The sequence below is a fragment of the Bacillus sp. FJAT-47783 genome, assembly GCF_022808615.1.
Classification (GTDB): Bacteria; Bacillota; Bacilli; order Bacillales; family Aeribacillaceae; genus Bacillus_BZ.
Genome location: NZ_JAKZKS010000008.1, coordinates 79,827 through 94,450 on the forward strand (window position 1 = coordinate 79,827; position 14,624 = coordinate 94,450).

Here is a 14,624-nt window from a genome sequence, read left to right on the forward strand (position 1 = left end):
AAAACCTCTCTTTTCCATCATTCACGCTTGTACCATATATATGAAGGATTCGTCCACTTATGAATAGAACTAGGTATATGACTGTTTTTTAAAATCGAAGCATTTTTTATTTCTTTATACAGTGTTTTATCATACAATATAAGTACAAGATGTAGATAGTTGAACAACTATGGTGCTAACGGTTAAAATGTTTTGCATTTGGGTAAATTGAAGAAAAGTAGAGCGGATTCGGGGGTTAGTTGTCCCTTCCAAAAATTATATAGAAGGGAAGGTTGTTCAAATGGATATAGAGCGCATTAATGAACATACCGTAAAGTTTTACATTTCATATGTTGATATAGAGGAGCGAGGTTTTGACCGAGAAGAAATATGGTATAACCGCGAACGTAGTGAAGAACTTTTTTGGGAAATGATGGACGAAATTCATGAAGAAGAAGACTTTCCGATTGAAGGACCTTTATGGATCCAAGTTCAAGCAAACGATAAAGGATTAGAAGTTATTGTCACAAGAGCACAACTGTCTAAAGATGGACAAAAACTTGAGCTACCGATCCTAGAAGGGAAAATGAAGGATTTTCCTGTTGATGAGAATATTGAGTCGTTACTCGATAGCCATTTTAATTCACCTAATCCTGCTCCTAGAGATGAAGAGGAAGAACAATTACAGTTTGTTATAAGATTTGATGATTTTGAACATATCATCTCTCTTTCAAAATATATTCTAGAAGGTTTTCAAAATAGTTTATTTGCTTACGAAGGGAAATACTATTTATTCGTTGAGTTTTTAGAGGAAGAAGATGAAATAGTGGAGGACATTTTAAGTCTTATCTTAGAATTCGGTCACGAATCCCGTGTAACGATTCACCGTTTAGAGGAATATGGAACATTAGTGATGAAGGACAATGCCTTAGAACAAGTTCGTCAACACTTTTCTTAAAAACTTATCGCATGCCCAGCCAGCCTATCTGGCAATATAAAAGATGAATTGGATCAGTAAACATATAGCTAATAATAAAAACTTGGCTGCTTGGCCAGGTAAAATAGACAATGATTCATCTATCGAAGATTAAGGCCGATTTCAAACGGAAATCGGCCTTTTTGTGTTTTGCTGAAGTCATATTTAGGCGTTCTTTTAAAAAGCGATCCGATACTTCATTTTATATGTCTATATTGAAAAATTGCTTCGTTTTTCATGTTGTCGGTTTGCCTTAACATCTTTAAGTTGAGCGACAATTAAAAAGCTAACAATGACGAGAAGAAGCCAAGAGCTAATTTTTCCAATATGAACAAGTTCCCATTCGTGTTGTTGGTTTGGGTAACTCCAAGCTCCGAAAAATGTTGCAATATTTTCGGCAATCCAAATAAAAAATCCGATTAAAATAAAAGAAGCAATCATTGGCATTTTGTTAGTAGTTTGACGAATCGTAAACAAAACAATCGTACGATAAAAGACGAGAACAATGATTACTTTTAATCCCCAGCGAACATCCATAATAAAATGATGTGTGAAAAAATTTAAATAGATGGCTGTACAAAGAAGTACAACAATCCAAGACGGTGGCCAATGGTGAATTTGTAGGTTAAGTCTTCTCCATGCTTGACACATATAGCTAGCCACACTTGCATACATAAATCCGCTATAAAGAGGGACGCCCAAAACCTTTGACCATGCTTCCTCAGGGTATGACCAAGATCCCATATGAACTTTGAAAATTTCTAGTGCTAGTCCAATCAAGTGAAAAACACAAATAACTTTAAGCTCATCAACTGTTTCAATACGAAACAAAATCATGAAAATTTGAGTCAAAATACAAATGATTAAAATGAGATCATATCTTTGGATGTAAGGTATGTCGACTGTTTTTGTAATGGCTAATGATGCGAAAATGATAACAGCAAAAAGACAAGAAATAGCTTGTTCATAAGCAAAGTAAAATAGATTGATGAAATGTTTCATGTCAATAACACCTTTTTTGTATTAGTTTTTTAGATTATACCATAGTCCCTTTTGGATCTATTCGTTAATCAATAAATTCTCCCTGTAAGACATGATTCTACAAAAATCTAATTAAAAAAAGGAAATATCCAAAATAGCATCGAATAAAATGGTGATAAAAGAAAAAAAGGATGTGGTTTTTTGCTTGTAGCGGAAACATCAGATCAAGAAAAAATTTATTTATTGGATTCAAACTGGACGAAAGATCGGTTGAAACAACTAAAAAACAACGTCCAATTTCGCTGTCCTGCCTGCCAAAATCCAGTACAATTAAAAATGGGCGACACGCGAATTCCTCACTTTGCTCACCTCAAAAGCGTATCCTGTTCTGTCGATTCGGAAAATGAGACATTATATCATATGGAAGGGAAAATGCAGCTTTTTAGGTGGCTAAAGAATCAAGGAATTTCTTGTGAACTTGAAACATACTTCCCTTCAATTAAACAGCGAGCCGACCTCTTTTTATCTTCTCAAACGGAAAAATATGCAATAGAATACCAATGTTCAAAAATTCCCTATTCATTAATGAAAAGTCGTACAGAAGGATATGAAAATGAATCGATGATCCCGATATGGATACTTGGTGGTAATCGCTTAAAACGGGTAAAAACGTTTGAGTTTCGTTTTAATGAGTTTCTTTGGTTATTTATTCGTTTTACGAGTAAAGGGAAGCCCTTTATGATCTTTTACTGTTCGAAACTTAAACACTTCATGATTCTTGAAACCATTGTCCCTTTTTCGAAACAAACGGTGTTTGCCAACATCAAACTATTTCATCCTTTCGATATAAGCTTTCAAGATTGCCTCAATCCAAAACAAGTAGAATGGAACATTTCTACATATCAAAAGCAATGGTTTCTCAAACTGCAAAGATATCGTCAAACACCAAAAGTACATTTGAATAAACAAGAAAAGGTTCTTCAATCCATGCTTTATGAAACATACGGAATTCCTTTAACGCATATACCGTCTGAAGCGTTTATTCCTCTCCCGAATGGCTGGAAGATAGATGAAGCGGTCTATGTGTGGCAAGCCGTTATTCTTTACGCCATTTCAACCATACCTTTAAAAGAAACGTTTCATTTACAAAGAGTATTATGGCTCATAAAACGTCACTTTGGATCATTATCGGTTCGGGTGAATCGTTTTCATTCCCCTTTTTTAGTTCAAGAAGTCGTCCAGTCTTACTTGGATCGTTTAGTAAAACTGGAAACGGTCGAGAAAATCGGGAGAGATTCGTATCAAAGAGTAAAAGAACAGTTATTTACAAACAATTTAGAAGAAATTCTTTCAAGAGATCGAGCGCTTGAGGTTGTTTTTCGCCTAAAAAGAAAAGTATGAATCGTTTTCCAAACGAATATCCTAAAATGGATCGAGAAATTCGAAATCATTTGATTTAGAGAGAAATGTGGCATATGATTGAAAAAAGACCCAATAGAGGGAATCTTCTCTATATGAAAAAATGAAAGGGGAATTGAGGATGTCGGAAAAACCGAATGTGAAAACATTGCCGAAACGAGAGGAAATCAAAGTTGAAGATACATGGAGATTAGAAGATATATTCAGTACAGATGATGAATGGGAAAAGGAATTTGAGGAAGTTAAACAAGCCATTCCGAAGATTGCTGAATTTAAAGGGAAGTTGGGGGAGTCAGCTGACGTTTTATACGAAGCAATCCAATATGAAGATCAAGTGATGGAACGTTTAGGAAAGCTCTATACATATGCTCACATGCGTTATGACCAAGATACAACGAATTCCTTTTATCAAAGCTTGAATGACCGCGCCACGACACTTTATACAGAAGCGTCAAGCATTTCCTCATATATCGTGCCAGAGATTTTAGCCATTGAGGAAAAAACGTTAGAGGAGTACATCAACATCCATGAAGGATTAAAGTTATATGAGCATGCGTTAAATGAGATTAATCGCCAGCGTCCGCACGTACTATCTTCTGAACAAGAGGCCATTTTAGCACAAGCATCTGAGGCGCTAGCGTCATCAAGTAACACGTTTGGAAAATTAAATAACGCGGATTTACAATTCCCAACAATTAAAGATGAAAACGGGGAAGAAGTAGAGGTAACGCATGGCCGTTTTATTACCTTTATGGAAAACAGTGATCGCAGAGTTCGCCAAGATGCATTTAAAGCAGTATATGGCACATATGATCAATTTAAAAATACATTTGCTAGTACATTAAATGGCGCTGTAAAGAAAGATAATTTTTATGCAAAAGTAAGAAACTATGAAAACGCTCGTCAAGCAGCATTAAGCGCAAATAACATTCCAGAGTCGGTATATGACAATCTTGTTGAAACAGTTAATAAGCATTTGCCGTTATTACAACGTTACATCGCCTTACGGAAAAAAGTGTTACAAGTAGATGAACTTCATATGTATGACTTATACACTCCGCTCGTTCAAGAAGTTAAAATGAAGGTTACTTATGAAGAAGCAAAGGATATGATCTTAAAAGGTCTTGCGCCACTCGGTGAGGAATATGTAAACATTTTAAAAGAAGGCTTTGAAAATCGCTGGGTCGATGTGCACGAAAATAAAGGGAAAAGAAGCGGGGCATACTCATCAGGTACGTACGGTACCAATCCTTATATATTAATGAATTGGCAAGATAATGTAAATAATTTATATACACTTGCACACGAATTCGGCCATTCGGTGCATAGTTACTATACGAGAAAGCACCAGCCGTATCCGTATGGAAACTATTCGATTTTCGTTGCAGAAGTTGCATCCACATGCAATGAAAATTTATTGACGGATTACTTATTAAAGACGGTTGATGACGAGAAGAAACGCCTTTATTTACTCAATCATTATTTAGAAGGGTTTAGAGGTACTGTGTTCCGTCAAACGATGTTTGCACAATTTGAGCATGACATTCATGTAAGAGCTCAAAACGGTGAACCGTTAACACCAGAACTGTTAACAAACATCTATTACGATTTAAATAAAACCTATTTTGGTGAAGACATGGTTGTTGATCAAGAAATCGGATTGGAATGGGCCCGGATTCCTCACTTCTACTACAATTACTACGTCTATCAATACGCAACAGGATTTAGTGCAGCTTCAGCTTTAAGTAAACAAATTCTTGAAGAGGGCGAACCGGCTGTTACACGATACATTGATTTCTTAAAAGCAGGAAGCTCTGATTATCCAATCGAAGTATTGAAAAAAGCCGGTGTTGATATGACGACAAAAGAACCGATTGAACAAGCATGTAAAGTATTTGCAGAAAAGCTTGAAGAAATGGAAGAGTTGTTAAATCGAATTTAACAAGGAGCAATAAAACGGTGAAGAGGAGATTCTTCACCGTTTGTTAATTCTAAAACCCCCGAAATGTTTTCCGGTGATTCAAGAGGTAAAGGGTGACAAAAATAATAATAAACAATAAGGGAGACGTAATATAGAGTGGGATCAGTTTCATTAAACCTAAAATGTTTAAAAAGAAAGCTACTATAAAACATAAGATGCAGAGAAGAACATTCATTTTTCTCATGTAAATCCCTCCACAATGGTTTGCCGATTTTTCCGTTTGTAATAGGTTATGAAAAAAGATGACAAAACATGTTTTTGTGACAAATTTGTGAACTTTTGATAAAAGTCTTGTCAAATATCGTCGATATTTGTTATATTTTATTACGTGAAATTTATCACACAACAAACATTTACCCCTTTGTTTGACCGTGAAAATTTCTCCCATCCCCTTTGTTGTCGTTAAGACAATAGGAACCGCACGAGTAGTGCGGTTTCTTTAAAGGTAATCTAGAAAGCGTTTACATAGATGGGGAATTAATACGTATACAAATCAAAAGAGGAATTGGCTATATTTGGTCAATTCCTTATTTCGTTTGTGAAGTCAAAGTGATAAATAAATTTGAGAAAGCGATAAATAATAGCCTTGAAGTGATGAATAAAATGAAGAAACCGATAAATAAATTTGAAAAAGTGATGAATAAAATTGAGATGTGGCTTTTAAAGGGTAGTTGAAATAAAAAACGGACGATTGACTCGTCCGTTTTTTCGTGGCTTAAGAATCGTATCCGCAAGTTTGGAGAATAAATCCGCAAGTCATGAAAAAAGAACGCAACTGCATGAGAGGAGGGACCTGCTTGCGCATTTTAAGTTGCACATCGAAGACTCCATTATCCTTTGAAAACTTTATGAAAAAGATCGATACGCCCTCCTATTCCAAGTATCGCCAAAATGTACCGTGCTTGACAGGTACGCGCTCGACTTTTTGCATGAGCTGCAGTCGTTTCATTTCGAATTCCACTTGTACTAAAGTCATGTTGTAAACGACAGCGATTTCTTTTGAAGCGACAAACTTAAAATGTTTCATAAATATTTCAAGTGGTGGAACTTGTGATGGCTTTGGTCGGCAGCCAATCATTTCTTCCAAAATGTGTACATACGTTTCATATGGATATAAACCTGTCACTTTTAGTCCTTCAACATCTTCATCACAATGGTAAAAAACAAGTGACGGTATTTCTTTTACTTCCATGTCTGTTGTAATTTTTAAATCGCACTGTAAAGCTTTTTGAGCACTTGGAGAATGGATGTCATTGTGAAACTCTTCGAGATCGAGACCAACGGAATGGGCCACATCCATTAACACATTTTCATCTGATACGTTTTGTTTTTCGAGAAATACGACCTCTTGAAGCTTCCTTAAAAAGCGTATACCTGCTTTTCGTCCTTGGATCTCAGCTGCTTTTATCGCTAAAGAGGCGATATGAGGTGATGGAATTGGATTTTCCGTCCATAATGTTCCGTCACATGACATTCCTGAAAGACTCGCTGTTTTTTTCCAAGATTGTGCGATATTACCGGGCGGTCGACGTTTTGTTAAATTTAACGTGGCTAATGTGCCTGATAAAATATGACGAAGCGTAAAAAATCGCCCGTACTCAATTTGAAGCTTTTTAATAAAAGGCTCTAGTGCCCAGCATTCGGCACATAATGGATCGATGAACAAATACACTTCAAGCGGCTTTTGAGGATGTCCTTGACAGTGAGAGAAAAAATGAGCCGCTTTTGATTCTTGGTTATTCGAATTCAATAGAATCATCCTTTTCAGGGGTATTAACCATATGCTGGGCAGTTAAAACAAGGCGGTGATAGAAAAATTCCCTGATCTCTCCTTCTAAACCGATTTCATCCATCGCTTCTCTCATGCAAGATAGCCAAGCTTCTGCACGTGATGGCGTAATTGGAAAGGGGAGATGACGTGCCCGAAGCATCGGGTGTCCATGTTCCTCCGTATAAAGAGAGGGCCCACCTAAATATTGTGTTAAAAATTGTTTTTGCTTCCGAGCTGTCTCCGTTAAGTCGTCTGGAAATATAGGATTTAGTAATGGGTGTTTGCTCACTTTATGGTAAAAAGTATCAACAAGTTCATGTAAACGCTCTTCTCCAATTACTTCAAATGGTGTTTTAGATGAATTCATCATCACAATAGCTCCTTTTAATTTGAATCCTTAACTAACTGTTATTTATTTTATCAGTGAGGTTCCGATATCTCAAACGAACCGCTTATATGTTGTCCACTTTCTCTTTCATGATCAAAAAATGGTTAAATATAAAAAAAGGATACGTGCCGTTTGACATCGTATCCTTTACGTATAGTACCGTGTTTTAATTGTTTGTACGTAGTTTTGCGTTTCTTTAAAAGGAGGAATACCGCCGTATTTATCAACATTACCAGGTCCTGCATTATAGGCTGCTAATGCTAAGTCAAGGCTTCCGTTATACTTTGTTAGCATTTGCTTTAAATATTTCGTTCCACCTTCAATGTTTTGAACGGGGTCAAACGGATTTTCAACACCTAAAGCTTTTGCCGTACTCGGCATTAGTTGCATAAAACCAATCGCACCAGCTGAACTTACGGCATTCGGGTTAAAGCGCGACTCTTGATGAATGACGGCTTTAATTAATGTAGCGTCAACACCATATTTTTCGGCCGCCTGCTCGATAATCGAGTCAACATCTCCTTTATTTTTCATCAACATAGCCGTGTTTTGAGTCACTTTTGGTAAAGAAAGACTCCTATCTTTTATTGACTCAACATTTGCTTTTTTGTTATTCGCTACAAATATTGACAAAAGCTCATCGAATGCTAAACCTGTTTCTGACTTTTCAATTGTTGAAGGGCTTTGTTTTTGAGAAAAAGATTTGAGTGCTTGCAATTCGAACAATGTTTTAACGTGCGTAGAAATATTCATGCGTTAAGTTCTCCTTTTTAGGAATCTTTATATTTTGCTAAATAAAATCGTTTAATTTTATTGTCAGTATGACGGATAGGAATATGAAAAGATTGAAGCAGCGATCGAAATCGCTTTTTTCCAAGCTCTTCATCTTGAACCTCAAACTCGATTTCGAAATCCTCTTTCTTTAAATATCGGCTATGATCGAGAACGATTAAGCCTTCTTCCAATAAAACTTCCGCTCGATCGGTCGTAAGAGTGCCAAAAAACTGTAAATCTTCCGCCTTGATGTGAAGCTTGCTCAGTTGATGAATGACTTCACCAGTAGCAGGTAAGATCGAATGTTGAATCGCTTGTTCTACTTCTTTTTCTGATAATAATTGGTGCGTTTCTAATAATCCTACTTGAGCGGGTTGTTTTAATGTTAACGTAAAACGATCTTTTTTTTCACGAATTCGTAATGCCGCTCCTAGTTTTTTTAACGAAAAGTCTTTCGTATCAAAATAATGATTATGCTGTGTTACGAATGAGGAATCGTTGAGGTGAAAATAATGAGTCAGCTTCAAAAATTCTTCTTTCGTTAATAAGTTTTTAAATTCAATTTCGATTTCTTGTGTCATGAAAAAATTGGTTCCTTTCGTTTTAAAATAGTATGTAAATTTAGTACAATATAAAGAGCTTTTGACCTTTGAGAAATGCCTCCATCAATATGATACAATAAATGATGGATTAAACATATGTCATCAGGAGATTTATGAAGTGTGAAAACGAAGAAAGGGGATTATGATGAAAAAACGAATTGAAGTAATAGAAGCAGTACAAAAAGAGAATCAACTCATCCTACATACAGAAATGAACAAAGATGAAGTGAAAAATCTACAAGCTACAGGCCAGCTATTAGCTGACTCTGACCAGCTTTCATTTATTTATATGTTGGATAGCGGGGAGGATTTCGTATATTTAAGTATCCAATCATCCCATTGGCCAATGCTTAAAAAGGCGCTACACGGTGATTTTCCCGTTTATGCACAAATGGACGGCGAAATGATTTTACTCGAACATTTTAATGACGAGCTCCAATATGTAACCGAAAACATTAAAGATAATGCAAATTATGGAGAAGTGATGGAGCAAAAAGTGACAGAAGTTTTCCATACAAATGAATAGAAAGAAAAGCGAAAGCGCCTTGCTCTGCCTCAGGCAAAAATGTTCTTACGACGAAAAGGCGCTTTTTGCCTTTACGGCGTCACGTTTTGACTCGAGGGCTAGGCATTTTATCTTATAAAGAAAGAGGTTTTTCCTTGAATGTTCTAGGGGGGGAAAAGATGGATTATCAAGAATGGGAGCAAGTTTTATCACCGTACAAGCAAGCAGTAGAAGAATTGAAGGTGAAACTGAGAGGGATACGTTCACAATTTGAATTAGAGGGAGAGCATTCGCCGATCGAATTTGTCACAGGACGTGTAAAGCCTGTTCCAAGCATTTTAGCTAAGGCAAGAAGAAAAAATATTTCCAAAGAAAATATCGAAAAAGAAATACAAGATATTGCAGGTCTTCGAATTATGTGCCAGTTCGTAGACGATATTAAAAACGTACTTGAAATGCTTAGGAAACGTGACGACTTTGAAATTGTCGAAGAACGGGATTATATTAACCATCAAAAGGAAAGTGGCTATCGCTCTTATCACTTAGTCGTTAGGTATCCTGTTCAAACATTTAAAGGGTTAAAGAAAATTCTCGTAGAGATTCAAATTCGGACATTAGCGATGAACTTTTGGGCGACGATTGAACATTCTCTCAATTATAAATATAGTGGGAATATACCAGAAAATATTAAAATCCGACTCCAACGTGCCGCAGAAGCTGCTTATCGTTTAGATGAGGAAATGTCACAGATTCGCGGTGAAATTCAAGATGCACATGTTATATTTTTAAGAAAAACAGAGACGTAGACGTAATAAACATGAAACTTCATTCAATGGGAGCAACCCCACTGGCTCGTTTTAAGTGGGATAAAGGGGTAAATTTTGATAAAGGAGCATAATGACTATGAAATTTGCGATTTCCTCAAAAGGTGATGGAACTTCCAATACGCTTGCACAAAAAATGCGGACATATTTGCTTAATTTTGAATTGGAATATGATGAAGATCAACCGGACATTGTCATTTCTGTCGGTGGGGATGGCACGTTATTATACGCATTTCATCGCTATAAAAGCCGGTTAGATAAAACGGCGTTTGTCGGTGTACATACAGGACATTTAGGGTTTTATGCAGACTGGGTACCAGAAGAAATCGAAAAACTTGTCATTGCCATTGCAAAAACACCTTTTCAAGTCGTCGAATACCCATTGTTAGAAGTCATTGTTCGCTATATTAAGGGTGGGAAAGAAGCTCGCTATTTAGCATTAAATGAATGCACCGTAAAAAGCATTGAAGGAACGCTCGTCATGGATGTGGAAATTAAAGGGCAATTGTTTGAAACGTTTCGTGGTGATGGGTTATGTATCTCGACTCCAACTGGTAGTACCGCTTATAATAAAGCATTAGGTGGAGCGATTCTTCATCCATCGTTACAAGCTATTCAATTAGCGGAAATGGCGTCCATTAATAACCGCGTGTTCCGTACAATTGGTTCACCACTTATCCTACCAGACCACCATACTTGTTTATTACGTCCAGTGAATGACGTCGATTTTCAAATTACAATTGATCATTTAACGTTATTACATAAAGATGTCAAATCGATTCAATGTCGAGTTGCGCAAGAAAAAGTTCGCTTCGCTCGTTTCAGACCGTTCCCGTTTTGGAAACGAGTCCGCGATTCGTTTATTACTGAAACGGATTGATCAAGTACGATAGTGGATTCTTTTTGAAATTTCAACAGTCGCATTTTTCTCTGAAGCCAGGAAGACGGCACCTAAAGACTTAAAAAGCGTAAGCAATCTTCATCATAGAAAGGGAAATAAATGTGAAGCCATTTCATTTATCTTGGAAAATCAAACAAAAAGATGAGGGGAAAATACTTCGTGAATTTTTACGCGAACAGCAACTTTCAAAAGCGGCATTGACCGATATTAAATTTTATGGTGGACAGATTACGGTTAATGGACAGGAGGAAAATGTGCGGTATTTGTTGCAAGAAGGGGACAATGTGACCGTCGTATTCCCAGAAGAAAAACGAAGTGACTCAATGAAGCCTGAAGCTATTCCTTTAAATATCGTTTATGAAGATGAACATTGTTTAGTCATCAATAAACCGCCTTACCTTTCTTCCATCCCATCAAGGGAACATTCAACTGGAAGCTTAGCGAATGGCTTGCTTTATTATTATGAAAAAAAGGATGTAAACCATACCGTACATATCGTAAATCGGCTAGATCGTGACACATCTGGTTTACTGCTCGTTGCCAAGCATCGCTTTAGTCATTCATTGTTTTCAAAAGAACAGCAAAAAGGTGCGATAAAGCGAACGTATCTTGCAGTCGTTCACGGTGTTTTACGAGAAGATGCAGGGACAATCGATGCACCAATCGCTAGAAAAGAAGATAGCATCATTGAACGAACAGTGAAAAAAGAGGGTCAACATGCAGTCACTCACTTCCGAGTCATTGAACGCCTTCCAGATAAATCAGTCGTTGAACTGCAATTAGAAACAGGTCGAACACACCAAATCCGTGTACATATGTCACATATTGGCCATCCGCTATGTGGTGATACATTATACGGAGGTTTAGCAGAAGAAATTGATCGCCAAGCACTTCATAGTGAAAAATTAGCGTTTTATCATCCACTATTAAAAAAGCAACTATCATTTAGAAGCCCAATGCCAATCGATATGAAAAGAATCGTAAAAAACCATGCATGAAAAATGATGATGCATGGTTTTTTACTGATAATGGAGATACTGATTGTGTCAATCCAGTTTTCGAAACTTCTCCGCTACGTAAGGCATTGTCGACGGGACAGAGACGATTTCCTTTTCCGGATAACGAAAGGCTGTTAATTGATTACCGAAAACACAACCTGTATCAATGTTGACGGTATTATTAATGATGCGTGGTTTCATGACAGGTGTGTGTCCATAAACGATGAAAGCCTCTCCTTTATAAAGCTTTGCCCAATCTCTTCTTTCAGGTGTTCCATCTGGATTCGTTTTTCCCGTAATGTCACCATATAACACAAATGTTTTCACTTTTGATCCCTTTTTTCCGATATAGTCCTCACGAATCCCCGCGTGAGCAACGACCAACCTTCCGTTATCAAGCACCGCATAAAGAGGAGCATTCTCGTAAAGTGACATAAATTTTTTTCGCATATCTTGTTGTTTATTTCGGTCTAATTGTTCATATTCAGCAACGGTTGTTTCCAATCCGTGTGCAATTTTAACGGGATTTCCAAGAAAGAAGCGATATAGTTTGTTACAATGATTTCCTGGGACATAGTGCCCGTGCTTTTCGTTAATCACTCGATAAACAACGTCAATGACTTTTAGAGACTCGGGACCACGATCGGCTAAATCTCCTACAAACACTAATTTCCTTCCTTCTGAATGGGTGGGAATCCCATCTTTCCATTGAAACCCTAGTCGTACGGTTAATTCTTTAAACTCTTGAAAGCATCCGTGAATGTCTCCAATAATGTCAAACATGTTTGATCTCCTTTAGGAAATATTTCCTTTTTATCATATCAAAGGAAAGTTAAAGAATGAAGTTTCAGAGTAAAGAAGCAAGGGAATTGCAACTCTATATAATAAAAGGATGTTTCAGTCGCTTTGGAATTTTCCGTCTTTTTTTAAGTAGATAAAATTTTTCCATCCTTTAGCGACAATAACGGTGAGATTTGCTAATATAGTAAGACAGTAATAAAGTGAATTTTTCACAAGTGGGATCATATGTCACATGAGATGACCGATAGGACTTTTAAACGAATCGAATGATTGCAAAGGTTTGATCCTTGTTTATGTGGGAAAACGTTTGAGAGGAGGGGACATGATGCCATCTGAAAAAGAGCGAGTGGAATTTGATGAAAACGTACTAGTAAATTCGCTATTAAAGGAAGATTTGTCCACTTTTCGAGATATTTTTTTACAGCTTCATCCGTATGATCAAGCAAAATTTTTTTTAAAAATAGAAAAAGATGCTAGAATGCGTGTGTACAGTTATCTTTCTCCTGATGAAATGGCTTCGATTTTTGAACATATTGAAGAGGATGATGGGGGCTATAATCGATTTTTAGAAGAAATGGATCCAACCTTTGGGGCACAAATGTTGGAGAATATGTACGTCGATGATGCGGTAGATGTGTTGAATGATTTGAACAAAGATCAAGTAGCAAGCTACTTGACGATTATGAATAAAGAATCTGCCGAAGAAATTCGTGAATTACTTCATTATGAAGAGTTTACGGCTGGTAGTATTATGACGACGGAATACATTGCTATTCATGCGAATCAAACCGTTCGTTCGGCGATGAACATTTTAAAAAATGAAGCGCCAGAAGCCGAAACGATTTATTATATTTATGTCATAGATCAAGAAAAACATTTAGTCGGTGTCATCTCACTTCGAGATTTAATTATTCACGATGATGACACCATGATTGGGGACATTATGAATGAGCGGGTATATTCGGTATCGGTTGGCGATGACCAAGAAGAAGTTGCACGGAAAATGAAGGACTATGACTTTTTAGCCTTACCGGTTGTAGACTTTCAAAATCATCTGTTAGGAATTATTACCGTAGATGACATCATTGACGTTTTAGATGAAGAAGCTTCAGATGATTATTCAAAATTGGCGGCCGTGAGTGATGTTGATTCGAGTGAACCGAATCCATTTACAGCGGCTAAAAAAAGATTGCCTTGGCTCATTATTTTACTTTTTTTAGGAATGTTTACAGCAAGCCTTATTGGCCAATTTGAAGATACGATAAACAAAGTAGCGATATTAGCTGTTTTTATTCCCCTTATTGCTGGGATGGCGGGTAACACAGGGACACAGGCGTTAGCGATTGCTGTACGTCGATTAGCAACGGATGACCTTGAACAGTCGAGTGTCCGGAAAATATTATTAAAAGAAGCGGGGACCGGCCTCATAACAGGAGCCGTTTGTGGGATCGTTGTCACCGTCACTGTTTTTTTATGGAAACAGCAATTGTATTTAGGGTTGCTTGTCGGGATATCTATCCTTGCTACTTTAACCGTTGCGACCATTGCAGGAGCGTTTGTTCCGCTTATTATGCACCGGTTGAATATCGACCCTGCTGTTGCTTCAGGACCTTTCATTACGACGATTAATGACATTATTAGTATTTTAATTTATTTTGGTATGGCGACGTTATTTATGAATTATTTATTATAGTGGTTTGGTGCACGAATAAGGTGTTCCTCTT

Annotated in this window: 15 protein-coding genes; 8 read left to right on the top strand and 7 right to left on the bottom strand. The window is 36.9% G+C overall.

All coding sequences use genetic code 11. From position 1 onward, the window contains the following. Positions 1-280: 280 nt before the first annotated feature. On the top strand, positions 281-937 hold the full coding sequence (mecA, locus tag MLD65_RS08030; protein ID WP_243291356.1) for an adaptor protein MecA: 657 nt from the start codon (positions 281-283) through the stop codon (positions 935-937). Positions 938-1,165: 228 nt separating this feature from the next. Here the strand turns inward: mecA and MLD65_RS08035 are convergent, their stop codons facing one another. Continuing rightward, positions 1,166-1,957: a DUF817 domain-containing protein gene (locus MLD65_RS08035; RefSeq protein WP_243291357.1), complete on the bottom strand. Its 792-nt coding sequence runs from the start codon at positions 1,955-1,957 to the stop codon at positions 1,166-1,168. A gap of 180 nt (positions 1,958-2,137) precedes the next feature. Between MLD65_RS08035 and MLD65_RS08040 the strand changes: the two genes are divergently transcribed. Both MLD65_RS08040 and pepF read left to right on the top strand, forming a co-directional pair. Continuing rightward, complete coding sequence (locus MLD65_RS08040) at positions 2,138-3,337, top strand: competence protein CoiA (protein ID WP_243291358.1); 1,200 nt, start codon at positions 2,138-2,140, stop codon at positions 3,335-3,337. Between the two features lie 139 nt (positions 3,338-3,476). Next, positions 3,477-5,297, top strand: a complete 1,821-nt coding sequence (gene pepF / locus MLD65_RS08045) for an oligoendopeptidase F (RefSeq protein ID WP_243291359.1) — start codon at positions 3,477-3,479, stop codon at positions 5,295-5,297. 49 nt (positions 5,298-5,346) lie between these two features. Here the strand turns inward: pepF and MLD65_RS08050 are convergent, their stop codons facing one another. The 5 genes from MLD65_RS08050 to MLD65_RS08070 form a co-directional block, all read right to left on the bottom strand. Further along, complete coding sequence (locus tag MLD65_RS08050; protein ID WP_243291408.1) at positions 5,347-5,511, bottom strand: hypothetical protein; 165 nt, start codon at positions 5,509-5,511, stop codon at positions 5,347-5,349. 696 nt (positions 5,512-6,207) lie between these two features. Then, a complete protein-coding gene (locus MLD65_RS08055; protein ID WP_481748503.1) occupies positions 6,208-7,095 on the bottom strand; it encodes a ClpXP adapter SpxH family protein in 888 nt (295 codons plus the stop codon). Beyond that, positions 7,073-7,477, bottom strand: coding sequence for a globin domain-containing protein (locus MLD65_RS08060; RefSeq protein ID WP_243291361.1), 405 nt, complete (start codon positions 7,475-7,477; stop codon positions 7,073-7,075). Before MLD65_RS08060 ends, MLD65_RS08055 begins: the two co-directional genes overlap by 23 nt. A gap of 165 nt (positions 7,478-7,642) precedes the next feature. Then, a complete protein-coding gene (locus MLD65_RS08065; protein ID WP_243291362.1) occupies positions 7,643-8,248 on the bottom strand; it encodes a lytic transglycosylase domain-containing protein in 606 nt (201 codons plus the stop codon). A 17-nt stretch (positions 8,249-8,265) separates the two neighbouring features. After that, positions 8,266-8,850: a CYTH domain-containing protein gene (locus MLD65_RS08070; protein ID WP_243291363.1), complete on the bottom strand. Its 585-nt coding sequence runs from the start codon at positions 8,848-8,850 to the stop codon at positions 8,266-8,268. 163 nt (positions 8,851-9,013) lie between these two features. On the opposite strand from MLD65_RS08070, the gene MLD65_RS08075 reads away from it, so the two are divergent. The 4 genes from MLD65_RS08075 (at position 9,014) to MLD65_RS08090 (ending at position 12,099) form a co-directional block, all read left to right on the top strand. Next, complete coding sequence (locus MLD65_RS08075; RefSeq protein WP_243291364.1) at positions 9,014-9,397, top strand: UPF0738 family protein; 384 nt, start codon at positions 9,014-9,016, stop codon at positions 9,395-9,397. 158 nt (positions 9,398-9,555) lie between these two features. After that, positions 9,556-10,182 (top strand): GTP diphosphokinase, encoded by a 627-nt coding sequence (gene yjbM / locus MLD65_RS08080; RefSeq protein WP_243291365.1) that lies wholly within the window; start codon positions 9,556-9,558, stop codon positions 10,180-10,182. A gap of 97 nt (positions 10,183-10,279) precedes the next feature. Continuing rightward, positions 10,280-11,080 (top strand): NAD kinase, encoded by an 801-nt coding sequence (locus MLD65_RS08085; RefSeq protein ID WP_243291366.1) that lies wholly within the window; start codon positions 10,280-10,282, stop codon positions 11,078-11,080. A gap of 122 nt (positions 11,081-11,202) precedes the next feature. After that, positions 11,203-12,099 (top strand): RluA family pseudouridine synthase, encoded by an 897-nt coding sequence (locus tag MLD65_RS08090; protein WP_243291367.1) that lies wholly within the window; start codon positions 11,203-11,205, stop codon positions 12,097-12,099. A gap of 48 nt (positions 12,100-12,147) precedes the next feature. On the opposite strand, the gene prpE is transcribed toward MLD65_RS08090, so the two are convergent. Next, positions 12,148-12,882, bottom strand: a complete 735-nt coding sequence (gene prpE, locus MLD65_RS08095; RefSeq protein ID WP_243291368.1) for a bis(5'-nucleosyl)-tetraphosphatase PrpE — start codon at positions 12,880-12,882, stop codon at positions 12,148-12,150. A gap of 343 nt (positions 12,883-13,225) precedes the next feature. On the opposite strand from prpE, the gene mgtE reads away from it, so the two are divergent. After that, positions 13,226-14,593 (top strand): magnesium transporter, encoded by a 1,368-nt coding sequence (gene mgtE, locus MLD65_RS08100; RefSeq protein ID WP_481748505.1) that lies wholly within the window; start codon positions 13,226-13,228, stop codon positions 14,591-14,593. The last annotated feature ends 31 nt before the right edge of the window (positions 14,594-14,624 follow it).